The organism is Paenibacillus sp. GCM10012306, from assembly GCF_042649265.1.
Taxonomy (GTDB): Bacteria; Bacillota; Bacilli; order Paenibacillales; family Paenibacillaceae; genus Paenibacillus_AQ.
Genome location: NZ_JBHRYW010000002.1, coordinates 322,279 through 348,177 on the forward strand (window position 1 = coordinate 322,279; position 25,899 = coordinate 348,177).

The 25,899-nt window shown below is 46.8% G+C and carries 25 protein-coding genes; 20 read left to right on the top strand and 5 right to left on the bottom strand.

Annotation, left to right across the window (positions count from 1 at the left end):
* Positions 1-29: 29 nt before the first annotated feature.
* Positions 30-1,505, bottom strand: coding sequence for a spore germination protein (locus ACFORK_RS05135; protein ID WP_379196351.1), 1,476 nt, complete (start codon positions 1,503-1,505; stop codon positions 30-32).
* A gap of 266 nt (positions 1,506-1,771) precedes the next feature.
* Here ACFORK_RS05135 and ACFORK_RS05140 point away from each other — a divergent pair, with 266 nt between their 5' ends.
* The 4 genes from ACFORK_RS05140 to ACFORK_RS05155 all read left to right on the top strand — a co-directional run bounded on the left by ACFORK_RS05140 (position 1,772) and on the right by ACFORK_RS05155 (position 4,274).
* Positions 1,772-2,611 carry a GNAT family N-acetyltransferase gene (locus tag ACFORK_RS05140; RefSeq protein ID WP_379196353.1) on the top strand — a complete coding sequence of 280 codons (840 nt, stop codon included), beginning with the start codon at positions 1,772-1,774 and terminating at the stop codon, positions 2,609-2,611.
* A gap of 3 nt (positions 2,612-2,614) precedes the next feature.
* Positions 2,615-3,154 (top strand): GNAT family N-acetyltransferase, encoded by a 540-nt coding sequence (locus ACFORK_RS05145; protein WP_379196355.1) that lies wholly within the window; start codon positions 2,615-2,617, stop codon positions 3,152-3,154.
* Positions 3,155-3,342: 188 nt separating this feature from the next.
* Complete coding sequence (locus tag ACFORK_RS05150) at positions 3,343-3,915, top strand: PadR family transcriptional regulator (protein WP_379196357.1); 573 nt, start codon at positions 3,343-3,345, stop codon at positions 3,913-3,915.
* The gene (locus ACFORK_RS05155; protein WP_379196359.1) at positions 3,912-4,274 is read left to right on the top strand and encodes a DUF4180 domain-containing protein; all 363 of its coding nucleotides are present in this window, start codon (positions 3,912-3,914) and stop codon (positions 4,272-4,274) included. Before ACFORK_RS05150 ends, ACFORK_RS05155 begins: the two co-directional genes overlap by 4 nt.
* A gap of 60 nt (positions 4,275-4,334) precedes the next feature.
* On the opposite strand, the gene ACFORK_RS05160 is transcribed toward ACFORK_RS05155, so the two are convergent.
* Both ACFORK_RS05160 and ACFORK_RS05165 read right to left on the bottom strand, forming a co-directional pair.
* Positions 4,335-6,086, bottom strand: a complete 1,752-nt coding sequence (locus ACFORK_RS05160) for a HAMP domain-containing sensor histidine kinase (protein WP_379196361.1) — start codon at positions 6,084-6,086, stop codon at positions 4,335-4,337.
* Positions 6,083-6,811: a response regulator gene (locus tag ACFORK_RS05165; RefSeq protein ID WP_379197102.1), complete on the bottom strand. Its 729-nt coding sequence runs from the start codon at positions 6,809-6,811 to the stop codon at positions 6,083-6,085. Before ACFORK_RS05165 ends, ACFORK_RS05160 begins: the two co-directional genes overlap by 4 nt.
* A 361-nt stretch (positions 6,812-7,172) precedes the next feature.
* Between ACFORK_RS05165 and ACFORK_RS05170 the strand changes: the two genes are divergently transcribed.
* From ACFORK_RS05170 to ACFORK_RS05190, 5 genes are all read left to right on the top strand, one after another.
* The gene (locus ACFORK_RS05170) at positions 7,173-7,874 is read left to right on the top strand and encodes a GntR family transcriptional regulator (RefSeq protein WP_379196363.1); all 702 of its coding nucleotides are present in this window, start codon (positions 7,173-7,175) and stop codon (positions 7,872-7,874) included.
* A gap of 87 nt (positions 7,875-7,961) precedes the next feature.
* The gene (locus ACFORK_RS05175; RefSeq protein WP_379196365.1) at positions 7,962-8,954 is read left to right on the top strand and encodes an ADP-ribosylglycohydrolase family protein; all 993 of its coding nucleotides are present in this window, start codon (positions 7,962-7,964) and stop codon (positions 8,952-8,954) included.
* A 33-nt stretch (positions 8,955-8,987) separates the two neighbouring features.
* The gene (locus tag ACFORK_RS05180; RefSeq protein ID WP_379196367.1) at positions 8,988-10,370 is read left to right on the top strand and encodes a purine-cytosine permease family protein; all 1,383 of its coding nucleotides are present in this window, start codon (positions 8,988-8,990) and stop codon (positions 10,368-10,370) included.
* Complete coding sequence (locus ACFORK_RS05185) at positions 10,363-11,277, top strand: PfkB family carbohydrate kinase (protein ID WP_379196369.1); 915 nt, start codon at positions 10,363-10,365, stop codon at positions 11,275-11,277. The genes ACFORK_RS05180 and ACFORK_RS05185 overlap by 8 nt, the downstream gene beginning before the upstream one ends.
* Positions 11,278-11,487: 210 nt before the next feature.
* The gene (locus tag ACFORK_RS05190; protein ID WP_379196371.1) at positions 11,488-11,910 is read left to right on the top strand and encodes an immunity 22 family protein; all 423 of its coding nucleotides are present in this window, start codon (positions 11,488-11,490) and stop codon (positions 11,908-11,910) included.
* A gap of 83 nt (positions 11,911-11,993) precedes the next feature.
* Here ACFORK_RS05190 and ACFORK_RS05195 read toward each other — a convergent pair whose 3' ends face one another.
* On the bottom strand, positions 11,994-13,262 hold the full coding sequence (locus ACFORK_RS05195; RefSeq protein ID WP_379196373.1) for an alkaline phosphatase: 1,269 nt from the start codon (positions 13,260-13,262) through the stop codon (positions 11,994-11,996).
* 166 nt (positions 13,263-13,428) lie between these two features.
* Here ACFORK_RS05195 and ACFORK_RS05200 point away from each other — a divergent pair, with 166 nt between their 5' ends.
* The 5 genes from ACFORK_RS05200 (at position 13,429) to ACFORK_RS05220 (ending at position 19,118) form a co-directional block, all read left to right on the top strand.
* On the top strand, positions 13,429-13,824 hold the full coding sequence (locus tag ACFORK_RS05200; RefSeq protein ID WP_379196375.1) for a RidA family protein: 396 nt from the start codon (positions 13,429-13,431) through the stop codon (positions 13,822-13,824).
* 202 nt (positions 13,825-14,026) lie between these two features.
* Entirely contained in the window at positions 14,027-14,719 is a 693-nt protein-coding gene (locus tag ACFORK_RS05205) for a TetR/AcrR family transcriptional regulator (RefSeq protein WP_379196377.1), read from the top strand.
* Positions 14,680-15,963, top strand: coding sequence for an MFS transporter (locus ACFORK_RS05210; RefSeq protein WP_379196379.1), 1,284 nt, complete (start codon positions 14,680-14,682; stop codon positions 15,961-15,963). Before ACFORK_RS05205 ends, ACFORK_RS05210 begins: the two co-directional genes overlap by 40 nt.
* A 36-nt stretch (positions 15,964-15,999) precedes the next feature.
* Positions 16,000-18,339: an ABC transporter permease gene (locus ACFORK_RS05215; protein ID WP_379196381.1), complete on the top strand. Its 2,340-nt coding sequence runs from the start codon at positions 16,000-16,002 to the stop codon at positions 18,337-18,339.
* 14 nt (positions 18,340-18,353) lie between these two features.
* Positions 18,354-19,118 carry an ABC transporter ATP-binding protein gene (locus tag ACFORK_RS05220; protein WP_379196383.1) on the top strand — a complete coding sequence of 255 codons (765 nt, stop codon included), beginning with the start codon at positions 18,354-18,356 and terminating at the stop codon, positions 19,116-19,118.
* A 55-nt stretch (positions 19,119-19,173) separates the two neighbouring features.
* On the opposite strand, the gene ACFORK_RS05225 is transcribed toward ACFORK_RS05220, so the two are convergent.
* Positions 19,174-19,509: a CDP-alcohol phosphatidyltransferase family protein gene (locus tag ACFORK_RS05225; RefSeq protein ID WP_379196385.1), complete on the bottom strand. Its 336-nt coding sequence runs from the start codon at positions 19,507-19,509 to the stop codon at positions 19,174-19,176.
* A gap of 97 nt (positions 19,510-19,606) precedes the next feature.
* Between ACFORK_RS05225 and ACFORK_RS05230 the strand changes: the two genes are divergently transcribed.
* The 6 genes from ACFORK_RS05230 (at position 19,607) to ACFORK_RS05255 (ending at position 25,894) form a co-directional block, all read left to right on the top strand.
* On the top strand, positions 19,607-20,767 hold the full coding sequence (locus tag ACFORK_RS05230; RefSeq protein WP_379196387.1) for a sensor histidine kinase: 1,161 nt from the start codon (positions 19,607-19,609) through the stop codon (positions 20,765-20,767).
* Positions 20,768-20,789: 22 nt separating this feature from the next.
* Positions 20,790-21,443, top strand: a complete 654-nt coding sequence (locus tag ACFORK_RS05235) for a response regulator (protein ID WP_379197104.1) — start codon at positions 20,790-20,792, stop codon at positions 21,441-21,443.
* 277 nt (positions 21,444-21,720) lie between these two features.
* Positions 21,721-22,653 (top strand): ABC transporter ATP-binding protein, encoded by a 933-nt coding sequence (locus ACFORK_RS05240; RefSeq protein ID WP_379197106.1) that lies wholly within the window; start codon positions 21,721-21,723, stop codon positions 22,651-22,653.
* A gap of 15 nt (positions 22,654-22,668) precedes the next feature.
* Positions 22,669-23,952, top strand: a complete 1,284-nt coding sequence (locus tag ACFORK_RS05245; RefSeq protein ID WP_379196389.1) for an ABC transporter permease — start codon at positions 22,669-22,671, stop codon at positions 23,950-23,952.
* Positions 23,915-25,063 carry an ABC transporter permease gene (locus ACFORK_RS05250; RefSeq protein WP_379196391.1) on the top strand — a complete coding sequence of 383 codons (1,149 nt, stop codon included), beginning with the start codon at positions 23,915-23,917 and terminating at the stop codon, positions 25,061-25,063. Before ACFORK_RS05245 ends, ACFORK_RS05250 begins: the two co-directional genes overlap by 38 nt.
* A gap of 342 nt (positions 25,064-25,405) precedes the next feature.
* Positions 25,406-25,894, top strand: a complete 489-nt coding sequence (locus tag ACFORK_RS05255) for an HPP family protein (protein ID WP_379197108.1) — start codon at positions 25,406-25,408, stop codon at positions 25,892-25,894.
* Positions 25,895-25,899 lie beyond the last annotated feature (5 nt).

Genomic DNA, 25,899 nt, shown 5'->3' on the forward strand with positions numbered 1-25,899 from the left:
GCATCGTATCAGAGTGCATGGTCTTGTTCTTATTCGCCAATTCCTCTGCGGCGATGAATCAGATTCCTCCAAGGTACCCGGAAGAGTGTATCCTTAAGATTATTCAAGGATAAGGGAGCTACGGGCGAAAGATAAGGTACGCCAAAGGAGCGGAGCCTAAGCAAATGGATGCATATGACCAGCAGCCCCAGGAGAATTCCGTACAGCCCCAGAGTCCCGGCAAGGAACATTAACGGAAAGCGCAGCAACCGTGCAGCGATCCCCAGGCTATAAGAAGGGAAAATAAAGGAGGCAATTCCCGTGAACGATACAATAATCACGAGGATCGCCGAGACAATACCCGCCTGCACCGCGGCTTGCCCAATGACAAGTGCGCCTACGATGCTTACGGCCTGTCCAACAGGACGGGGCATGCGGATACCGGCTTCACGAAGTCCTTCAAAGGTAATCTCCATGAGAAGTGCCTCGACTAGGGCTGGAAAAGGAACCGCCTCGCGTGAGGAGGCAATACTTAACAGCAGGTTGGTTGGCACCATTTCCTGATGAAAGGTCGTTACAGCAATGTAAAGAGAGGGAAAGGTCAGGGCGATGAACGCTAGCCAGTATCGTAGCCACCGGGTGGCTGTCGATATCATGTACCGTTGATAATAATCCTCCGGCGACTGCAGCAATCCCAGAAAAGTGATAGGCAATACCAATGCGAACGGCGTATTGTCAATCAGTAAGCCGACTTTACCTTCTAGCAGAGCTGCAGCTACCCGATCCGGGCGTTCTGTACTAAGTATTTGCGGAAACGGCGAATACGTATTATCCTCGATCAATTCTTCAATATATCCGCTCTCCAGAATCGCATCGATTTTTATTCGGTGAAGCCGTGTCCGCACTTCATCCAATAGCTCTGTCTTGGCCACTCCGTCCAGGTACACGAGGACAATATCCGTATTGGACACATCACCAATGGTTAGTGGCTCGATCTTGAGTTTATTCGTCTTGAGCCTGGTGCGCAGAAGAGTTGTATTGGTGCGCAGTTTCTCGGTAAAACCCTCCCTAGGTCCACGAATGGTTGGCTCAGAGGCCGCTTCCTCAACCGCGCGTGCTTCCCGCTTTTTCATATCGAAGATCAGGGCTTCAGGAGAACCTTCCAGAATGAGTACGGTGTCACCGTTCGTTATGGCAGATGCGATGGCATGAGCTTCACTCTCTAGCTTGCTCTGGCAGGCAGATACAATGCTTTTTTGCAGAATAGCTTGGACATCGTGATGCTTGACTTGTTCATTCAGCTTTTGTTCCAATTGGCTGCGTCCGTGCAGCAAGGGAGTAATGATGTGCATGTCCACTAGTGACACATCGATCAATCCGTCTATGAAAATAATAATGCCGCGGTATCCGCCGCAGACCAGTAATTCCTTGAATACGACATCACTTGAACGATCGAAAGCCTCCCTGAAGAACGCCACGTCGGCTTCGAAATCACCACTAAGTGTAAGGCCCTTCGGAGAATTCACTTGGGACAAATGAGGGGTTGATCGCTTTTTTTGTGATTTACTTTTCATAAAGATCCATTTGAACATAATTACATCCTTAGATGGGTCTGACTTGATATTCCCAGGTTATTATGCACAATTTGCATGGAATTATATTCTTGGAGCATCAACGGATACGATGCATTTTTGACTCGACTATGGAAAATTTACTTTAACTCATTCTTTACAATCCATATAATCCCACTTCGAGGTATAATCTAACTATTATTGTAATGGAGGGGATTCATGTGATCTGTGAGCTTAAGCCACAGGATTTCAAGAAAATAAAACATCTAACGGATCCCTGTTATAACATCGAAGTAAGGGCAATTGCTGAAGGTGTTAACCCGGGGCGGGTGTACACAGATAATCCTGATGAACCCGAAGCGGCTTTAATCTGGATTCAGGGCCAGTCTGATTTTCAAATTATCGGGAATCCGCGAAGCCAAGGCTTTTTGCAGGGCCTTGATTCCTATATGAGAACCTATCTTGAGCCTGAACTGATAAAGCAGAATATTCATGGGATAGAGATTGTGCCGGAGAACAGAGAGTGGGGCGAGACCATCACTGAGATCTTTCATCCGCGTCATCTCTCCCATGATATTCAGCATGTATTCGGGCTCATAGAGGACAATATACCTCCGGTACTGGAAGTGGTCTTTTCACAAGTAACGATCACCAGAATGGACAAGGAGACATTAAGACCCGGAAGGTATAAGAATTATTCCTTTTTGGAGGAGAAGATACTTCGCTTCTGGAGCTCGATAGAGGATTTTTTGCAGCATGGCATTGGATATATAGCAGAGTGTAATGAGAAGGTGGCCAGCGTGTGTTTTTCTGGCTTTGTAGCCGGGAGTACCCATGCGGCGGATGTAGAAACTGTGGAAGAGTTCCGAAGACAGCATTATGCTGCTGGAGCCGTCAGGGCTTTTGTGGCGGAATGCTATCGGAACAATATCCAGCCCTATTGGGATTGCTCTCCTGATAACATGGGTTCAATTCGGCTGGCTGAAGGTGCAGGCTTGTCTTTAGATTTTAATTACCCTATATTCTGGTATAATCTTGCCCCCAATAAGGAGGAATCTTAGTTCATGGAAATTCGCGGAGAACAGGTGCTGCTGTCCAGTCTAGCCAGTAGTGATCTGGACTTTATAAGCAGTACATTATGCAATAAAGATTTGTGGTATTACGAAGAGAGTGTAGATGATAACAGAGAGGAAGTACGTGAGAGATACCGGAGCAGGATTCAAGATACCGGGAATAAGGAGCATTATGATTTTGTGATTCGTAGAGCGAATGATTCCGAGGGCACGCCAATTGGGATAATAAAGCTTTGGAGCTATGTTGGTTTCCGCAGCAGCTGGGAGCTTGGTTATGCTCTGCTTCCGGAATACACTGGCAACGGATATGGAAGTGAAGCAGTGAGACTGCTGCAGCAATTTGCTTTTGAACAGCTGAAGGCCCATAAGGTTGTAGGAATGTGCAATAGTCATAATGAGCGATCGGCCGCACTGATGGAGCGAAGCGGGATGGTCAGGGAAGGGATTTTCAAGGAAGAGCTGAATTGGCAGGGACGCTGGGTTGATCAGTATTTTTATGCGATATTGGAGAGGGAATTTATACATATATAATCGAGCCTTAAGTTCGGATTTTAAGTTAGGATCTTAAGTTGGACTTACCTACCTACTAAAAGCACCTTTTTTGTGGTGGATGTTTGCATTAGTCTCATCCTCAGCAAAAGAGGTTTTTTCTGCGCTTGCATCTACTAAATAACATATGATACTATTAACATAAGTTACTTGATAAAGGATGGATTGTAATGTCAATCAAATTGGCGATTTTGGGTATCCTGAGCTGGAAGTCATCCACTGGATACGATCTAAAAAAAATCATTGAAGATTCATCAGCGATGTATTGGTCAGGCAACAACAATCAAATATACAAGACACTGGTGCAGCTCCTGGGAGAAGAACTCGTTACGAATGAAGTGCAGCATCAGGAAAGCTCGCCTTCTAAGAAGATCTATACAATTACGGAGAAGGGCAGAGCCGAATTGAAAAGCTGGGTACTTTCACCGTCTGAGCTGCCGGAGATCAAGAAAGGGTTCCTGACCCAACTGGCATGGGCTGATCAGTTAAGTCCAGCCGAGCTGGAAGAGCTACTGTCAGGATATGAGCAGGAGATCAGTCTGCAGATCAGCCTGGAGCAGGAGAAGGTTCGTAGAGGCCTCTTTTCCCCCAATCGCACCCCCCGTGAGACTTATCTCTGGAAAATGATTGACGAGAATATTATCGCTTCATATGAACAAGAGCTGCTATGGGTGCAGCAATTACGCCAAGGTCTGGCAGAGCAGGCTTCGAAAGACGAACAACCAAAGGAGAGAATAGAATGAATTACGAAGTGATCAGCAATAACAATGTAAACTATGTCTCATGCCTGTCCGCCGAGACACCGCTTAGCAGGGAACAGGATGCATTAGACCTCATCGCCTTATGCTCAGAGCATGACACCAAGCTGCTGATGCTTCATGGTGCAGTGCTGTCCGCAGATTTCTTCAACCTCAGGACAGGTCTGGCAGGTGGAATGATGCAGAAGCTTATCAATTATCATGTGAAAACTGCGTTGATTTTGGATGAAATGATTACAGAAGGCAGATTCAAGGAACTAGCTTCAGAATTGAATAAAGGAAACCAATTCAGAATCTTTGACAATACCGATGAGGCCGAGCAGTGGCTTCTCCAGCGAGCTTAGTATGGACATAGAAAAGAATCTTCAGGCTCCCGGAAGTCGCAGGGCTGAAGATTCTTTTTTTTACAAGTTGTGCTTCTGGGGCAGCAGGATCAGGATTTCAGTCCCTTGGCCTACTGCGGAATGTACTTTGATTTCACCACCATGTGCATCCACAATCGCCTTGGCGATGCTCATTCCGATACCGGAGCCTGCTGTGGATTCTTCTGTATTGGTTCCCCGGTAGTAGCGTTTGAACAGATTTTGCTGGGTGGTTTCATCCATTCCGCTTCCATTGTCCGCTACTTTGATGTAGGGGATGTTATTCATTAAGCCTACGGAGACGTTAACCGTTACACCAGGCCGATTGTGCTTCACCGCATTGGATAACAGGTTGTCCAATAGCCGCTGCAGCCAATTGTCATCTGCCTGAACATATAAGGCCTGATCTGTACCTTCATATGTGAAATCGCAGTCTGACATGGTTGCATCATTCACATATTTCAGAACAGAACGGCGTACTAGCTCTTCCAGGTCCAGCTTGTGGACTTTCATGAGGGAAGCCCCATGCTTGAGCTGATTAATGAGCGAGAAGTCAGTGATAAGCTCAAGCATGTAGTCGCCTTTTTCACGGATCATCGTGCCCATGACCTGAAGTTCCTCCTGGTCCCATTGCCCAGGCTGGTTCGCCAACATGTAGCCATACCCCTGAATGGTAGCCAGTGGTGTCCGCAGATCGTGCGATATGCCAGACATCCATTCTTCCTGCGCGTTCTCCAGCCGTTTGCGTTCTTTCTCCGTATGCGCCAGCTGTTCGGCCATATGGTAGAACGTCTGAATAACCTCGCTGTATAGCTTGTAGCTGATTTTCAGCTTCCCGCTTGGCTTAAAGACTTTGCGTTTGTCTTTCTCCGTCAGCACTTGATCATAATGCCCTTGGCTTAATTTCTGGAACCAATTGACGAAAAGAATCAGCGGTTGACCATAACGGTAGCCGTGCCAGAGAGAGATCGCCAGCGAGAAGACAAAGATGAAGACGGCCATCCAATAGATTCCACGAACAAGGCTCTGAACAACGGGCTGTCTGGGGATGTTCTCCACCGCATTTGGTGAGTATAACATCCAGGTCTTTGCTGTGTGCGGATCCCGGTAGACTGCAATGTTCCTATCCGTATTGGCTGGAGCCTGCTGCATTTTCAGGATTTCGAGCGTAGACTGGTTTGGATAAAAAGAGCTGCTCTTCCCGGCACTCTGAACGGTTGTCCCCGCTTCGTCAGTGATTTGCAAATACCTTCCGCTGTCCATCAACTCAGCTGATAGTTCGGGGAGCTTCGACTTGCTAACCAGCCCATTGCTCTGATAGCTGTTGAACAGATTCATGAGCAGATCCAGGTCAGGATTTTTGTACCCAAGGAGAAAAAGCTGGGTTTGTGAGAGGTTAAGATCCATTTGAGAATGCACCGAGTAATCTTCGTACTTACCTGATTCCTGTATGTTTAACAGTTGGGCCACAGAGTAGGAGGAGGGAAGCGATGGGACAATGGCTGAGTTAATGTCATAGATCACTTTTCCGTCTTCATTGATAATCTGCAGCCACATCCCCCGCTCCTTGAGCAGATTAATCCAGTGTGAGGGGACCTTGATCTCCCCGTTATTCCTTGAGACTTCCGTCGTGATGCTGGTCAAGGCTCCGTTTGGAAAATTGCGGCGCAAGTCATCGTCGATCGTTTTTTGCAGAAACATAAAGAGCAAGAACAGACCAATGGCCTGTATAAGCAGGGCATATAAAATAAATTGGTAGGTAAGATGGAAGGCAATCCGCCGTCTGATTTTCATGACTCCTGTGGCCCCTTTGCCAGCTTATAGCCTAGACCGCGGATGGTCAGCAAATATTGGGGGTTGCCAGGGTCTGTCTCGATGCGTTCCCTGATCCGTCGAATATGCACGGGTACCGTGGAATCATCCCCCAGTCCGTCAATTCCCCATACCGCTTCATAGAGCTGGGTGCGGGTAAAGACGATCCCCGGATGCTTGCAGAAATGGAGAAGTAACTGAAATACCTGGGCCGGGCAGGAAACGGGTTGTCCATCTACAAGGAGTTCACCTTCTGCCTCGTTGACGACAAAATGCCCGAATTCGTACAGCACAGCTTCAGAGCGAGGCGGATTAAGTGTCACCGGTGAGCCCTCGGCATTCTGTCGGCGCAAACGAGCTTTAATTCGTGCCACGATCTCCAAAGGATTGAAGGGCTTGGTGATATAATCATCCCCACCCATGGCAAAGCCAGTCAGCACATCCAGGTCTGAAGCTCTTGCCGTTAGAAACAGGATATGGGGATTGCCATATTCTCGAATACGCGAGCAAATATCCAGCCCACTGCCGTCAGGGAGCATGATGTCGAGCAGTACGATTTCGGGGCGGACACGCCGGGCGACCTCCAGCGCTTCCCGGCAGGTAGCGGCAGTATAGATATCCTGGAACCCTTCCTTGCGCAGCACCATTTGGAGCATCGTAATAATTGAAGATTCATCGTCTACGATGACTATTTTTGTATCGTTCATTGTTGTCATATATTCTTCACCCACTCTCATCGTATCATATTTACTTTAACAGAACTTGAACGGTAGAGGAACATAAGTACTACGGTTAATCGAACCGCTATACAGAAGAGGATGCAATAAGAATTAAGCGGCTGCGGAGAGCCTTCTAGAGTTATAATAATGGAAGTTTGTCCCAACCTCAGGAAAGCTATTGCTAAAGAATCATAAACCTGATATATTGAACTCACAACTCATACGTATGAGTTAACGACAGGCAGAACAACATGAGATGAAAGCGCTAAATCACTTGTAGCATGGGACTTGTGCAGAATGGACGGTACAGCCTGCTGGCTATCCCGTGATTGCGTGTAAGGAGGCAGATATGCTTAACAAGCACGACAGTGTTCCGCTGTACATCCAACTGCAGAACATTATCCGGAATGATATCATCAATGGTAAGTTCAAGGAAGGGGGAATGATTCCTTCTGAGACGGAAATGATGAAGCTGTATCAAGTCACAAGGACTACGATCCGTAAGGCGATTGATGGCCTCGTCGATGAAGCACTTCTGGTGAAGATGCATGGCAAGGGCACCATGGTATGCCTGCGGGAGATGAAGCATAATATCTGGAACTTTAGCGGTTTTACGGAAGCTGCGCGGAAGAAGAATGAAATTCCCGTCTCGCGTGTGCTGAAGAAGGAGATTATCAGTCTGGAAGGCAGCTCTTACATGCATTTGGTTCGGCTCCGCGGGACGCGCAAGGAGAGCAGCATTAAGTGGCTGACCCTGGATACCTCGTATGTTCCGTTGGCTCTTTTTCCAGGCATTGATCAATATGATTTCTCCGAGCAGTCCCTGTACCAGATTATGAATCAACGCTACAGTATTTATCCGCAGAATGCAGCGCTGGCCATTCATCCCATTAACAGCAGCAAGCGAACAAGACAGCTGTTTGAATATGAGGGAGATTTCCCACTGATCATGACCAAAGGGAGTGTATTGGATGAGAAAGGGATCGAAGTGGAAAAGGTAGAGGTTATCTACGGGCCGAGTGTCGAGTTCAAAGTGGTGACCCATATTTAATCGCCGAGTGAGCTCGGCTTTATTTCAAGAACAACTCATACGTACAACCGTATGTGTAGAATATATTAAGGATAGGAGACAAATTACATGAAGAACAAAATTCTCGGTGCATTATACGGAATGGCCATTGGTGATGCGATGGGGATGCCGTCAGAGCTATGGGGCAGAAACAAGGTAAGGAAGTATTTTGGAACCATAACGGATTTTCTGGATGGCCCTAAGGAAAATGATGTGGCGTGCAACTTCACCCGTGGTCAATTTACGGATGATACCTCACAGGCTCTGCTGATCCTTGATGCTCTAGTTGAAAGCGATTTCGTCCCGGATACGGCTGTAATTGGCCGGCACTTGCTGGAATGGGCCGACAGGCTGAATGCTTTTGAGAACAACATTCTCGGGCCAAGCTCCAAGGCTGCGCTACTCGCTCTAAAGGCAGGTAAAGATGCGACGGAGTTTACTTCCAAAGCCGAAACCAATGGGGCCGCGATGCGGATCGCGCCTATCGGCGGGCTATTCCTGCCAACAGAGGTCCAGAAGTTATCTAAATTTGTGTACGACATTAGCAAGGTGACGCATTCTACGGATGTGGCTGTAGGTGGAGCGGCAATGATTGCTGCAGCAGTCGGAGCTGCCATAGTCGATAAGTCGTGGGAGGATATTATGACCCATGCGGTCTCGGCCTATCTGGAAGCGAAGGATTACGGTGCAGAGACGTACAGCGCATCGCTCCCGGCGCGGCTGAGGCTCGCACTGGAATACGCGGACAAGTACGAAGGTCAGGACGACAAGTTCCTTCAGGTAATTTACGATGTTATCGGTAGTGGGGTAATCACCAGCGAATCCGTTCCAGCCGCGCTCGCCATTGCGTATTACGCCAAGGAGCCGCAACGATGCAGCCTGCTATGTGCAAATTTGGGTGGTGACACAGATACCATCGGAGCGATGGCGACTGCCATCTGCGGTGCCAAATCAGGAGCAGAAGGTATTGATCCCTCCTGGAGAGCATTGATTGACGAGGCCAATGGTGTGAATCTCAGTCAGTATGCCGATCATATTCTTGCGTTCAGAACACAGCATTAATTCATTCTGATTCATTATAGGGGGAAGAAGAACATGTCTAATTCGAAGTCTGAACTGTTTATCCCGTTTGATGAGAGAACCGGAAGTCCCAAGGAACTTTTCTTTATCTGGTTTGCCGGTAATATTGGTATTCTGGGCGTAGTCTATGGCGCTCTTATTGTGAGCTATCATCTGAGCTTTATCCAGTCCATACTAGCGGCAGCCGCAGGTGCATTGTCGTTTGGACTTGTGGGTTACCTAAGCCTGTCCGGCCTCAAATCGGGCGGTACCACCTTCGTGTTGTCCAGAGCGGTCTTTGGCGTCAAGGGGAACTATATTCCTAACCTGCTCGGATGGCTAAGTCTAATAGGCTGGTTGGCAGTGAACGTCATAACGGGAACACTTACCTTGATGTCACTGTTCGGGCTGTTTGGCATCGGTCAATCGGCGGTACTGACGGTGATAAGTCTGGCGTTGTTCGTGGTGCTGATTCTAACCTCGAATCTCTTTGGGCAAAATGTCCTTGTCAAAGTACAGACCTTCTTCACCTATGTGTTCGGGGCATTAACCTTCCTGATTCTGGTCATTCTCATTCCCCAGACAGACTGGACGGCGTTGTTCAAGATGAGCAATGGCAATTGGTTGAACGGCTTTCTGCCGGCGCTCTCTATTATCATTGCGGGAACGGGGATTAGCTGGTCCATTGCCGCCGCTGACTACAGTGCATATCAGAACCCGGCCAATTCCGGTAAAAAGGTAGTCGCTGGTGTCACGATTGGTGCCTTCATTCCATTGTTCTTCATCATGGGCGTGGGAATTCTGCTCAGCACCTCTGTGCCGGATCTGGTGTCTGCTTCTAACCCGATCCAGGCCATTGGGAATGCGCTTCCAAAATGGATGACAATCGTCTACTTCATTACTGCGCTTGGCGGTCTGATTCCGCAGTGTATCATCAGCTTGAAATCGGCTCGTGTCAACATGGAAACACTGAACATCAAGGTCAGCGATAAAACGGCTATTGGCATTCATGCGCTAATTATGATTCTTATTCCTGTCTACGTTCTGTTTATTTCAGAGGATTTCCTGATGAACTTCCAACTGTTCCTGGGTATTCTCGGCATCGGTCTGGCAGCCTGGGCGGCGACCTTTATGTTCGACTATGTGCTGCTGCGAAGCAAAACTGGGTATGATGCAGGTTTGCTGGACAATGCTACAGGCAAGGCATTTAATTACAATGGCGTAATCAGTTGGATTATCGGGGTAGTTGTAGGTTTTCTGTTCACCAACTCGCCGTTCTTCAGCGGCCCGTTTGCCACAGGAATTTTTAAAGACAACAGTCTCGGTGTGCTGCTGGCCTTTGCGGCAAGTGCAGTGACAACCATCATCTTGCATCAGGTGAACGGAAAGTCCAAGCAAGGAGGAGTATCTCATGAATGAAAATATTCTGGATCGTGTAAAATCCGATAAAAGTCGCAGAATCCTCGTGATCGGTGCAGCCGTAGTCGATGTAATCATCCAGCTCGACAAACTGCCAAGAACGGCTGAGGATGTCATGGCTGAGCATAAAGAAACTATTGTGGGCGGCTGCGCCTACAATGTGTCCAATATTCTGAATCAATTGCATGTAAATTACAGTCTGTTCGCCCCGGTGGGAAAAGGAAGCTATGGCGATATCGTCAAAGCCCAGCTGCAAAAGGACGGTGTTCCTGTACTCCTGGAGGACCTATCTGGAGATAACGGCTGGAACCTTTCCATCGTAGAACATGATGGGGAGCGGACCTTCATCACTATTCCCGGAATTGAAACACGATGGGCTCCTCACTGGTTCGGGGCACTTGACTTGGCTAGCTACGACTACATTTATGTTAGCGGCTACGAATTGGAAGGACCGTCAGGCCCAGTTATTCTGGACGCCTTGAGCCAGCGCAAGTCAACCGGGAAAATTGTCTTTGATCCAGGTCCGCGCGGAGAGTTCTTGGAACCAGCAATTCTGGAAAGAATCTTTAGTATGGGTACAATTGTGCACGCCAATAAGAACGAGATTCAGGCCATCATGGGGGTAGATGATGCCAAGGAAGCAGCAGCCAAACTGACTCAACTGACGGGCGAGGCAGTCGTCGTCACCTTGGGTGGAGATGGCACCCTGTACTGTTCACGTGATGAAGAGGGGATCGCTGAGACGGAGCCAGTAAAGGTCGTGGATACGATTGGTGCAGGCGATTCGCATACAGGCGCATTTATTGCGGGACTGGCCAGAGGCTATACCCTGCAGCAGGCTTGCGAGCTGGGAAATGTCATAGCCGGTAAAGTGGTGCAGCAGCAGGGCGGACGGCTACAATTGTAAAGGTCAAATTTAGGGTTGACCACCGCCATGGGCCAAACACCGCGCGCCGGGAGGCGCACGCAGTGTGAAAAAACATCTTCGAAAAATCCGACTGAGGCTTACCGCCCAGTCGGATTTTTAAGTATGTAGTGTTACTTTTCCATTTACAATTGGGTAAACTTGAAGTACAAAGCTTGTCATTCTCAACTAACTGTACAGAGGAGTGCGAAGATGAGAAATGCGGTTGCGATTTGGGCGGGGAATTTCAATTCTGAAGAAGAGCTTATGACCTATACGGAGGGTTCCTCTGGTGACGGAGTGGCAGGGGGCAGTTTTATGGACGAGGCAGGACTGGAGGGGCTGGATCAGGATTTTATGGAACGGCATTACATCGGGAATGGGGAAGAGCGTCGGAGTTTGGTTACCTATCTGCGGCTTGAGTACACAGAATATAGTGAGTTCGCAGAGCAGTTGCCTGCCGACCTGGAAGCCCGTCTCGTCCCATACAATTCGGTGGTGCTGCTGTATGGCAATGATTCTCCCTATGGTCCAGTGAATGAGATGCTGCTGGAGAGCTTCTCTTCCAAGAATACTTCAGCATCCTTTCCGATGATTCTCATAGCACGTGTGGAGTACGAGACATTGGGGAAGTAACAGTGAAAAAAGGGCTTCCCGCCGGTTCTGTGACCTGACGGGAAGCCCTTTACGTTAATCCTGTGAACAATCCTTTCACCGGATTATTTTTTTGCTTTAAGTCCCATAGAATCCATTAGCTTGTGGAAGACTTCAGTATTCTCGTAGATACCTGTGAAGAGATTCGCATTTCTGCCCATAGCTGTGATAGGAATATCTACCGCAGTGTGGCCTGAGGTTGTCCAGTCTACCACAAAGTTAGCTTTGGAATTGGCAATGGCGAATGGACCGTCTTCTTTAGAAATACCGTCGCCAGATTCGTCGCTATCATTCACTTCTTCAATCGAGAAACCGCCAGTTTCATGGTCAGCCAGGACCAAGACTAATGTGTCAGGGTTTTTCTTGGCGAAATCCTTGGCAACCTGAACGGCTTTATCCAGTTCTTGACCAGATTTGATCGTCATTTTGGCGTTGTTTCGGTGGGCAAATTCGTCGGTACCCTCTTCTTCAACCATCAGGAAGAAGCCATTTTTATTCTTAGAAAGGGTGTCGATTGCTTTTGTGGTCATTTCTTTAAGGGAGACGACAGGGTTATAGATATCGCCTTCACCTTCAGGCTTTTGCTGGAACATTTCCTCATTAGCGAACAGTCCGAGCAGCTTGCCACCCTTTGCTTGTTGCAGTTCTGTTTTGGAAGAGACATGGTTATAGCCCAATTGCTTAGCTTTTTCTACAAGATTACCTTGAGTTCCTTTGCTTTTCTCGGAAGGGTCTTCTGCAGGCTCATCTTGGAATTTACCCGGGTTGCCTGCCGGGTACCAGAAATCCTCACCGCCACCAAGCAGTACATCGACTTTACTCTTCGTCAACAATTGCAGTGCGATGTCACTTTGCTTGGAACGGTCTTCCACATGTGCGCCAAAAGCGGCACCAGTGGCATCCGTAATTTGACTGGTCGTAACCACACCAGTGGATTTACCGGCTTCTTTGGCATATTCCATAATAGTCGGTACAGATTTCTTGTTGGCATCCATGCCGATGGCACCATTGTAAGTCTTCACACCACTGGCATAAGCAGTAGCGGAAGCTGCCGAATCCGTTACCGGAACAGTGGAGCTTGTATGGATCAGACCAGCGTAGGGCATAGAATCCATAGCCAGATTTCCTTTTTCTCCAACAGTGGCTAACCGGATCGCGTTCCGTTGCGCGGTACCCATTCCATCACCGACAAACAGAATAACATTTTTAGTCTTGGAAGGAGCGGCGTCCGCACGATTGGTGACTTGTGCAGTTATTACGCTTGAAGCGAATAGGGCAGTTGCCGCTGTAGCTACAACGGCAGTCTTGATACCGTACTTTTTCGGTGATTTCATAAGTTCCCTCCTAATGTTTATACTACCAACCAAATCATAAAGAACTTAGATTATGAGAGTGTTTTCGGAATATGCAAATAATATTAACGTCAAGCGCGTGTTCAGATATCGAAATTTAGTATAATAATCGAAGCAGTTATCTTTTTGTAAGAAGGGAAGAAACAACGTGAGCAGACAACAGGTATTCACAGGCTCCCCTTGGGAACCGATCGTAGGGTATTGCCGCGCTATTCGTGTGGGCAACCGGATTGAGGTCGCAGGCACAACAGCGATGAAAGATGGGGAAGTCATTGGCTTAGATGATCCTTACGCTCAAACGAAGTTTATTCTGGAAACCATTGAGCGGGCTCTTAACGAACTAGGGGCTGATATGACCCATGTAGTACGAACCCGCATGTTTGTTACGGACATCTCCAGATGGGAAGACATCGGGAAAGCGCATGGTGAATTTTTTAGAGATATTCAGCCAGTAGCGAGTATGCTGGAGGTAAAGGCGTTAATAGACCCGCGTCTTTTGGTCGAGATCGAAGCAGAAGCTATCATTGATACAGAGCTGAGTTAAGAGATTGGGAAAATATTTTGATAACATTAAGCAAAGGGGCTGTCCCAAAAGTAGATTTTTCTACGGAGGGATAAGCCCCTGTTTTATTTAATAGTATGATAGTAGAGCTTTTTCATTAGCGGTTGACATAATTTGGATCAAGGTGTAATCTGTAATAGACCGACGGTCGGTCGATGAATGGACAGAATGGAGGCATTGCGCAATGAGAATTACGAAAGAACCTGAAGAACGTAGAAATGAAATTTTGGATACGGCGGAGAAGCTTTTTTATACAAAAGGATACGCGGGAACGACAGTAAACGATTTGTTGCGGGAAATCGGGATCGCGAAGGGGACGTTTTATTATTATTTTAAATCTAAGGAAGAGGTTATGGACGCGGTAGTTATGCGATTCATCGAGGCAGGGGTGTCATCGGCTAAACAAATTGCAGGCAATCCTGATCTGACTGTCCATGAGAAGCTATTGTCCATCATTATGGCACAGAAGCCAACTGATGAACGAAAAGAACATATGATTGAGCAGTTCCACCAGCCGGACAATGCCCAGATTCATCAGAAAAGCCTGGCCCAGACCATTCTTCACCTAACCCCGGTGTTGACTGAGGTCATAGAGCAGGGAATTCGCGAGAAGATGTTCCATACGCCATATCCCAAGGAATCGGTAGAATTCCTGCTGACCAGCTCGGAGTTTCTGTTCGATGAAGGAATTTTCCACTGGCAGCCGGAGGAGATCACTCAGAAGATTGAGGCGTTCATCTATATTATGGAGACGATACTGGGTGCGGCCCCAGGCAGCTTCTCTTATGTGGTGCAGATGTTTGAACAACGGTCAAAAGGACGAGGAGATGAGCAAGGATGGGGAGCGCAAGCCATAAGTCGTTTAGATCTTTTCTGATCCTATGGACGGGGGAGTGGATTTCCAGTATTGGCAGCGGACTGACTGCTTTTGCACTTGGTGTTTATGTCTACCAAATGACCGGGACAGCTACGAGTGTGGCGCTGGTGACCTTATGTGCTTTTCTCCCATCCATCTTGCTTGGACCGATCGGTGGGGTACTCGCGGACCGTTTTGACCGTAGGCTGCTGATGATGGTGGGTGATTTGTTCTCTGCTGTTGGCCTTGTATTTATTCTGGTGGCAATGCTGCTGGGTGATCCGCCGTTATGGCAGATCTGTATGGGTGTTGCTTTCAGCTCCATCTTTGTTTCTCTGCTCGATCCCGCCTACAAAGCGACGATAACAGACCTGTTGACCGAAGAGCAATTTGCCAAGGCCAGTGGCCTGGTCCAGCTTGCGGCATCCTCCAAATATCTCCTTTCACCGGTTATCGCCGGAATTCTACTGTCTCTTTTTAACATTAAGGTCGTGCTGTTGATTGACATCTTCACGTTTCTGGTTACGGTACTAACGGTACTGGCTGTGAAAAGAACTCTCGGGACCCCCCTCCAGAGCAAGGAACCATCGTCTTTCGTCAATGAACTGAAGGAGGGATGGAGTGTCTTAGCTTCCACCAGGGGTGTGCTTTCCCTGACCTTCATACTATCCGTGGTGACGTTCGCCATTGGTTTTCTCCAGACCTTGTTCACTCCCATGCTCTTACCCCTTACAGATTCGGGAACACTTGGGACGGTAATGTCTGTAAGTGCCATCGGGATGCTGGCCGGAAGTCTAATCATTGGCATCTTCAGTATGAAGAGCAACTATATCCAAATGCTGATGATCGGGCTGGGGGTAGCCGGGTGGTGCTACGCTGCGGTGGGCTTGACGACCCACATTTATTTTATCGCTGGAGCAGCCTTTCTCTTCTTCGCAGCGATTCCCTTCATTAATACAAGTGCTGATGTGATGATTCGTTCCAATATTCCAAATGATGCTCAGGGCCGGGCCTGGGGCATTATCGGCATCTTGTCCCAGCTAGGTTATGTGGCTGCTTACGCGCTGGCCGGTGTGCTTGCGGATCGCATCTTCAACCCGATGTTGCGGGAAGGAGGACTGCTGGCTACTACGGTGGGGCGAGTTATCGGTATTGGGGAAGGACGGGGGATCGGTCTGTTATTTATCGTGTGCGGATTGCTGATTGTCGTCCTGGCCTTCTTGATTCCCGGTATTAAATCTATCCATTCACTGGAGAAGGAATAGCTGACTTTATGCAAGGGGAGGAGGGGATACGGAAAGATGCTGTTGAAGATTGCCATAAAGGATTTTCAGCGTAATAAAATCGTGACGGTCGGACTGTTCCTGTTCATTATGTTATCGTCTCTGCTTGTGGCCAGTGCGTCCCATATCATCATGGAGCTGTCGGGGTCCTTGAACAACCTGCTGCTTAAATCGAGCGCACCCCACTTTGTGCAAATGCACCAAGGTCCAATCAATAACGTAGTGATTCAACGGTTCGTCTCGGCTAATCCATTAGTGAAGAAGCAACAGACGGTAGAGATGCTGCGTATAGATGGTTCGAATATCTCGCTAGGGAATCAATCAAAGACAGAAGTTAATAGTGTGATGGACATTGGTTTTGTGAGACAGAATCCATCGTTTGATTTCTTGCTCAATTTGGACAATGAGGTGATTCAGCTAGCGGAGGGAGAAATTGCCGTTCCCATCTATTACAGACAGCAGAACCATCTGAATATCGGCGATCCCGTCACCATTTCCGCTGGGGCTACCCGGTCTACATTTACCATTGTTGATTTCGTTCGTGATGTACAGATGAACCCGGCGCTTGTCAGCTCCAAACGTTTTGTGGTGAGTGACAGAGACTACACAGTTCTTAAGCAATCCTTCAAGGATTCTGAATATTTGATCGAATTTCAACTTACAGATCAGAGCAGACTCAGTGAATTCCGTAGTAGATATGAAGCTTCAGGCCTACCCGCTAAAGGTCCGACGGTGGACTATGGGTTATTCAAGACACTGAATGCCTTGACCGATGGTATCATTGCGCTCGTTATTATTTTGGCCAGTATTTTACTAATGATAATTGCCCTGCTATGCCTGAGATTCACGATGATTGCCGCGCTAGAGGAGGATTACAGGGAGCTTGGTGTCATGAAGGCCATCGGGATTCCGCAGTCTGAGATCAGAGCGATTTACATGGCAAAATACATTCTCATGGCAGCATCGTCTTCGCTGCTGGGATACTTGGCCTCTTTAGCCGTGATGCGGATTTTCACTGCCAACATCAGCCTGTATCTGGGCACAGCTTCACCTAGCTTGCTGCAGCACCTTGTTCCTGTTCTGGCAGTGGGTCTTGTATTTGGCGCAGTCGTGTTCTTCTGCAAGCTGCTGCTAGGAAGATTAAATCAGATCACAGCGGCCCAGGCACTACGGTCTGGCACGGCCGGGGCAACGAAACTGAACACCAGTATGATTTCGCTCAGTCGGCGCAAATGGATGAACGTGAACATTGTCCTCGGGATCAAGGATGTGGTGGGACGCTTCAAGATGTACGGGTTATTGCTGTCTATTCTTATGATCTGTACATTCATCATGATTGTACCGGTGAATCTGCTATATACGCTGCAGTCCCCGCAGTTTATTACCTATATGGGTATAGGGCAGAGCGATATTCGGATCGACCTGCAGCAATCGGGGGCTACCGAGCGGAAGTTTGAATCAATGCTGAGAACGCTTGATAAAGATGCAGACATTGAGAAGTTCTCGCCGCTAGTGACCTCACGCTTTAAAGTGCTGGGAAGCGATGGGGTATGGGAGAGCTTGAATGTTGAGAGTGGGGATTTCTCCATTTTCCCGTTATCCTATATCGAAGGTACGTCTCCAAAAAGCAGTAATGAAATTGCACTTTCGGATCTGAACGCCAGAGAGCTGAACAAAGGGCTTGGGGAAGAACTGTTACTGGCCGTGGGTGGAACACAGCGGAAAATGATCGTTAGCGGAATCTACCAGGATATCACGAACGGGGGACGAACGGCAAAAGCGCGACTCCCTTACGACCCTAAGACTGCTATGTGGTATGTAGTGGCTATAGATGTCAAGCTGGGTGTTGGGGTGAGTGAGAAGGTGGATCAATATGCTAACCTCTTTTATCCCGCTAAAATCACACATCTGGACAGCTATCTATCCCAGACCCTGGGGAGTATGATTACACAACTGCGGCTCGCGACTCTCCTGATTATTGGCGTTTCCCTAGCTATAGCCGTGCTGATCACCTCTTTATTTCTAAAGATGTTGCTGGCCAAAGATACCTCGCCAATCTCGATTCTGCGAAGCATCGGGTTCACACTAGGGGATATCCAGACTCAGTATCTGGTCCGCATGCTGCTGACAGCTGGACTGGGTATTCTGCTGGGAACGGTGGCCGCCGGTACGCTTGGACAAAGTATGGTTCGGGTGATTGGATCGGTGATGGGGGCTTCAAAGATTCAATTTGTGATTCAACCGATGACCGTATATGGATTGCTCCCGCTAGTCTTCGTTCTGGTCATCGGCATGACAACCTTCGTAAGCACGATGTCCATCAGACAATCCAGTATTGCGGCACAGATGAGTGAATGAGAGGGGATGACAGAATGTACATATTGGAAGCCAGCGGGTTAAGTAAAGCATACCCTTCAGGGAAAGGGGCCGGGCAACTAGTGTTGCGAGAGATCCAGCTCCAGATCGAGCAGGGTGAATTCGTGGCGATAATGGGGCCTTCCGGGTCCGGCAAATCCACATTGCTCTATACAATCAGTGGCATGGATGGAATTAGCACAGGGAAGGTGATCTTTAAGGGACGGGAGATCAGCGGTCTTGCCGAGAAAGAGCTGGCGGAACTCCGGCTGCATGAGATGGGATTTATTTTTCAGCAGATGCATCTGTTAAAAAACTTGAATATCCGCGATAACATCATTCTGCCTGCGTACCGTGCGAACAAGAACAGACGCGCAAGTATCAATAGAAAAGCTGCTGATTTAATGAAAAGAACCGGCATTGCAGCACTGGCAGAACGGGATATCACACAGGTGTCAGGTGGCCAAATGCAGCGGGCAGCCATCTGCCGGGCCTTGATCAATGGTCCAGATATTCTCTTTGGTGATGAGCCAACCGGTGCGCTAAACTCCAAGGCCGCCGGGGAGATCATGGAGATTATCGGCGAGATTCACCAGACAGGAACGACGATCCTATTGGTCACGCACGATACCAAGGTTGCTGCTCAGGCCGAACGTGTGATGTACATGCTCGATGGCAGCATTGCCGCAGAACTCCGGCTTGGTAGATACGCGAAGAGAAACAATGATCTCAAGACACGGGAAGAGAAGCTGACTGCCTGGCTGATGAACATGGGCTTTTGAACCGTGGATTATACCGTTAAAGAGTCAGCTTGTTGCCCCACGTATGCAAAATAACCTATGAATGATATTTGTAAGCTGCAATGACGGCGTTTGCTATACGAACCAGGGCTATGATAATGATCCACGGCCAAAAGCTCAGCGTGTCCTGACCAAGCCAACTTGCCGTAAATACGATAATCATTGTATAAAATAGCAAATCCGCTGCTGTATCCAAACGGGCTCCCAATTCACTTTGCGTGCCTGTTTTGCGCGCGATGTATCCATCAAGCACATCACTTAGCCCACATAGCAGATACAACAAGGTGAAGACCCATACGTGTCTGAATAAGAACAACATGCACAGCGTAAGAAGTATCCGGCTTAGGGAGATGAGATTAGCAGTATGCTTCATGCCGCTTGACCTCCTTTCAAAATATTGGATTTTTGATTATTATATAAATACCCAATTATAGGAATGAAAAGTGGATTGCGTATAGTGAGGGGATTCTATGAAACAAGTTGCCACCCAGGTATCGGGAGTATTTATTGGAAGAGCGATGAAGTGTTTTTTACTTATCTCAATCCTGTTCACAATTCTGGAAAAATACTCTATTACCGCACATATGAGCGCTATACTCGTTGGTGTTACTTTATTTTCATTAGGAAATGATTACTTCAGAATGAGATTCAACAGCATGTCCGCCGCTTGGTACACTTCCTTCATAATTAGCAATATTCTCGCAGGTTTTTTATTGTTCAAGGCTTACAGTATAGGGTCACAAATCTACATCATTATTTTACTTGTGGAAATCGTTGTGAGTACAAAGAAAATTCCGGTGAGTGTGTTGTGCTTACATTTCGCTATTTTCACAGTTGCCTTGCTCGCAGAGCATACGACTATCAAAGAAATTTTATCTTCTTACATAATCATTGTAGCTATCGTCTACTTGTTCCGGAATGTCGTGATTGAAAAAGCAAAAACACAAGGGCTGAATCAAGAATTACAGGTAGCAAATGCGAAGTTGCTAGAGTACTCCAGCCAGATTCAGGAGCTGACCATTTCCACAGAGAGGACGAGAATTGCCCAAGAGCTTCATGATTCTCTCGGCCATTACCTCGTAGCCTTGAATATGAATCTTGAATATGCGAACGCTACCGTGGATGTGGAGCCGAACAAGGCTAAAGTGGCGATCACCAAATCTCATGAGCTGTCCAAGGAATGTATCGTTAATCTGCGGAAGGCTGTAGTTCTCCTGAGGGAAGAGCCTGCTTCAAAAGAGCTTCTTGAGTCGCTTCACGAAATCTTTGCCAACTTCCAAGGGACGAATAAGATTCAGTTTGAACTGAACATGGACGATGATATTGAACGGGTGGATTCCGATATCAAACATTGTATATATAAAACGGTGCAGGAAGCTATAACGAATGGGATCAAACATGGCGAGGCCACATACTTCTCCATTGATATCCATAAGAATATGGATCAAATCTCCCTGCTCATTCATAATAATGGAGCAAAATGCACGGAGATCATTAAGTCCAATGGGATTCAAGGAATAGAAAACAGGATTACAGCCTTGGGTGGAACGGTAAGCTTTTACTGTAGTCAGGCTCCAGGATTCAATGTTGAGGCTAGTATTCCTAAAATTGCTGTTGATTTTCAAGGTTGATAAGTAAGGAGGGCTGTTCATGGTGAATATCGTTATAGTGGATGATCAGCAGATTGTTAGAGAAGGCTTGAAAATGATTCTGAGCTTACACAAAGAGATTAATGTGATCGGCGAAGCGGCCAATGGAGAGGAGGCTCTGGAGCTGCTCACATACACTTCCCCTGAAGTGATTCTAATGGATATTAAGATGCCTGTAATGGACGGGATCGAAGCCACAAAATTGGTGAAAGCCAAATACCCGGAGATCAAGGTTATTATTCTTACCACATTTAATGATAGCGAATATATTTTTACAGGACTTAAGAATGGAGCCGATGGATACCTCCTTAAAGATGCAGGCGCTCAGGAAATTATTGCTTCTATTAAAACTGCTCGCGAAGGCAATATCCTGCTGAACCCCAAGATTACTAGGGAAGTAGTGAATGCACTGAATGCAGTACACCACAATAAAGAATTTAGTGCCGAGAATACACACAACGAGCAAATCATGCAGCTGCTTACGCCGCGCGAACTTGAAGTGGCCAGAAGGATTATGGAGGGGAAAAGCAATAAGGCGATCAGTAACGATTTATTTATCACAGAAGGTACGGTCAAAAATTATGTCTCCCGGATGCTTGAGAAACTCGAGTTAAAGAATAGAACCGAGCTAACGCTATACCTGCAAAAAGCGCTCTGACGCAGCTTCTTTAGAGCCGTGTCTGCTCCCTCTCTAAATTGTTAAAGCTTTATCTCTTCCCTCACCGTTTCGTTTCCAGTATGCCGCTGTTAAGTCCGTCTGTTCTGCAGGCGTTTGACTTAGGCAGCGGCTTATTTTTGTTGAACCTGACGAAAGTAATACTCCAATTGATAACTAAAGTAATACCCGGATTGAGTACTATAGTGAATATTTTTCAAAAGGAAGCGGGGGTAGAATGATAGCAGAACAAGAAATGCAAGCGGGGAGTGCATTGCGAATGCTTGAATTAATGAATTTGACCAAAAAGTATAACGATGTCACGGTGGTCAACAACATTTCGTTACATGTGAACAGTGGTGAGATCTTTGGTTTGTTAGGTCCCAATGGAGCCGGTAAATCGACGACCGTATCCATGATCAGCACAGTGCTTGGACCAACCAGTGGAAGTATAAACATTGATAACAAATCTCTTAGGGAACAGCCTATAGCAATCAAAAAGATCATGGGCATTGTGCCGCAGGATCTAGCGTTGTATCAAGCCTTAAGCGCCAAAGAAAATCTGGAGTTCTTCGGTAGCTTATACGGACTTTTCGGGAAAAGGCTGAAGAGTAGAACCGACGAGGTATTGGAAATCATCGAATTACAGGATCAGAAAAATCAGGATGTTGCCGAGTTCTCTGGAGGAATGAAGCGCCGGGTCAATATCGGAATTGCCCTCATGAATAATCCTAAATTATTGATCCTGGATGAACCTACTGTAGGCATTGATCCACAATCCCGCAATCATATCCTAGAGACGGTGAAAAAACTGAACAAGGAGAGAGGAATGACGGTAATTTATACAAGTCACTACATGGAGGAAGTAGAGTACTTGTGCAAGAATGTGGCCATTATTGACCATGGCTCCCTGATTGCACTGGGGACAAAAGAAGAATTGAAGCAGAACCTGGCCGCGTGCGATACGTTGACAGTGAATTTTAGCGCTGCTAGTGAAGGTACAATTGAGCAGTTAAGTCAGATTCCTGGTATTTCCAAGGTTACTGTAACGGGTAATCAAATTAGCATGCTGGTTTCCATGAGTGGGAGAAATGTGATTGAGATTGTGGACGACATCAAAGGATTAGGAATCAAGCTCACCGGCTTTAAATATGAGGAAGTGAACTTGGAAAGCATGTTTTTGCAGATTACAGGCAAGGCCTTAAGGGGGTAATAAGGGGGTGATTTGGTGAGAAAACTATTGCGTTTATTTCTGCTGGATCTTCGGTTGTTAACCAAAAACAAGTCATTTTATTTAAAACTAATACTGTTTCCATCCCTGCTGATTCTTATTTTAGGAACGGTATTCAGTGATTCCAGGTCTCCAATCAAAGCCTTTGATGTAGCTTTCTATAATTCAGATACAGGCACCGTCGGGAACGGGAACTCTTCCATGTCTCTGGGAAATGTGTTGAGAGATACCGTCCTCAAACAAGAGGATCTTAAGAACATTATTCATTTAATAGAAGCGGGCAGCTATATGCAGGGAAAACACCTTGTCGAGAACGGTCAGGCCTCCGTGTTTGTTTATGTACCGGAAGATTTTACGAAAGCGGCCTTAAGTAATGAAAAAACGAAAATCGTTCTTATTGGTGATAACGATAAAACGTTGGATAAAGAAATCATCGCGACGATTCTGGATCAGTTCGGTGCAAGCATTAGGACTATGAACGTTGAACAAAGGACGATTCTTCAGGCCATCAGTAGCAAGGGCAATGCTATTCCTAAGGACAAAGTCGAGCAAGTGATGAGCCAATTGTCGAGCAGTGCGGAGCTTTCTCTGAAGATCCCTAGCGTCACAACCAATGAAGCAGCTGCGCCTATAAGCGCCATGCAATATTACTCGATCGCTATGGTTGTAATGTTCTCCATCATGACAGCATTTGTACTGGTTCACAGCATCGTAGATGAGAAGCAGAGCCATACCCTGTTCAGAATCAGGTCTACACCAACGCTCAACATACAGTATGTGCTGGGCAAGCTATTTGGCATTATTTTAGCGGTGGTCATGCAAATGAGCATTGTGATCATTATTAGCCGGGTTGTATTCCAGATGAAGTGGGGGAACCCCCTTGAACTCTTTGTAATCACAGTGGTTTATGCGTTTGCTATTGGCAGCATTATTCTTCTATGGGGTTTTACTGCAAAAGACCATGTGGCGGTGTCCAGCATGGCTTCTCCTGTGCTGTACATTTTCAGCTTTTTGGGCGGCAGCTTTATCAGTAAAAGTGGATTACCAGACAGCTTACGGTTCTTTCAGGAGATCATCCCGAACGGAAAAGCGATAAATTCCTATTTGAAGGTTAGCCAAGGTGTTGGCCTTGATGGCATGTATATTGATTTGTTGGAGCTTGTAGGGATAGGCACGATATTTATGATCTTTAACATTATGGTATACAGCGGAAAAGGATGGAATAAACGTGCAATTTATAGTCATGGTAAAAAATCAACTGACGCTGATGTTTCGGAATAGAATCGCGGTACTTGCGACGATTTCGGTGCCCTTAATTCTGACCTTCTTATTCTCTTTTGCACAAGGGAACAGTCAGTCAAGCTTATACGTTGCCGATGCCGACCATAGTGTGTATTCGCATCAACTCATGGATATGATCGGGAAGCATGAGGATGTGAAGATTGTGCATTCTGATGAAGCTACGATCACAAAAAAGGTGGATGAGCAGGATATCCCCTTTGCTTTGGTGGTGAACCAGGGCTTCGGCAATTCTTTGTTATCACATAAAGATTTGCCTATCCACTTTGTACAAAATTATGAAAACGGTGCAGGCACCATTCTGAAAGAAATCATCAAAGGAGAAGTTAGTACACTTCAAAAAGTCGTCAGAGATGCAGCCGTAGTCTCTGTTGATCTGAAGCTGGATGTCTCCGAGCTTACAACAAGTGTAATGAAGGGCATCAATGAAGACTCTAATATCACAATAGATGACCAAACCTTAAATAGTGGAGAGAAGACCCATGATAATGTTACAGCAAGGTTAATAGGCTTCCTTGTTATGTTCATTTGGTTTGTCGTCATTCAGGGATTGCGAACTTTCATCGATGAAAGAGAGAACAATACGCTGAGTAGACTGTTAAGTACACCCATCGACTACAGGAAGTATCTGCTGTCCAAAATGACGGCGACTTATCTATTTGGTGCCACTCATGTACTGGTCATATTACTTGCCGGCAAGTATTTGCTGAAGGTCAGCATCGCGGACAATATGCTGGCGATAGGGGTTCTGTTCGCCGCTTATTTATTTGCGTTAACCAGTATCACTTTGGTTGTTATCCCGTTTATGAGAAGTCAGAAACAATTTACGTCCCTCGCTTCAATGATCATAGCCGTAACGGGTATGCTGGGCGGTTCATTTTTCTCCATGGAAATGGCACCGAAAATCATGCAGATGATCTCTAAGTTCACTCCGGAATCATGGGCCATACAATCCCTATCAGCGGTTATTTTCGATCACCATGCCATTGGCTCACAATGGGTTCCGCTGGGTGTATTCGTGGGGATTGGCATGCTGGGATTAGCTGCTGGCCTACTCTTTATGAGCAGGGAAATCAAACTGCTGAAAGGTTGAATTAGGATTGAAAATATTAGTGGGGAAGTGATTGGACAGGATGGAGCTTATAGGCGTTGTGGAATTAATAGTTGGGATTCTCATTAACGTATTCATTGAAACACTTGGGCGGATTATTTTTAGAAAAGATGACAGGACGTCCAGAGTAATACTGAGAATCATTGGGATCTACCTTATTATCAATGGGGTTTCCAGAGCGTTTCACGTATGATTCAGGTATATTTTGTAAAGGGCAGATTTATTGACAGCCGTAATTATATGTAATATAAATTAATGACTAACTAGATGTGATATTGAGGTGTGGACGTGGATAACAATTCTGTGACTGATTTTTTGCAGAAAATGAAAGGGGAGGGAAGGAGTCCGCTGAAGGTACTGCCGAAGAATGCGGCCATCGGTGCGGTTGGCGGATTTATTGCGATTGCTCTTTTGTCGTTTTTGACGAAATTTACTCTGGAAGCATGGATCATGGCACCATTCGGAGCAAGCTGCGTGCTAGCCTTCGGTGTGTGGGATGCCCCATTGTCACAGCCCAGGAACATCATCGGTGGACATTTGATCTCTACATTGATTGGTTTGGTCTTGTATCATCTGTTCGGACAGGGGATAGTGGTGATGGCTGTCGGAGTAGGACTTGCGATTGGACTGATGATGCTGACCAAAACAACACATCCCCCGGCAGGTGCAGACCCGCTAGTTGTGATTACGGCCGGTAGCGGTTGGTCTTTTCTATTCACACCAGTGTTGGCTGGGGCAATCGTCATTGTTCTTGTAGCCTTGATAGTCAACAACCTAGACAAAAAACGCCGGTATCCGACGTTTTGGAGATAAAGCCA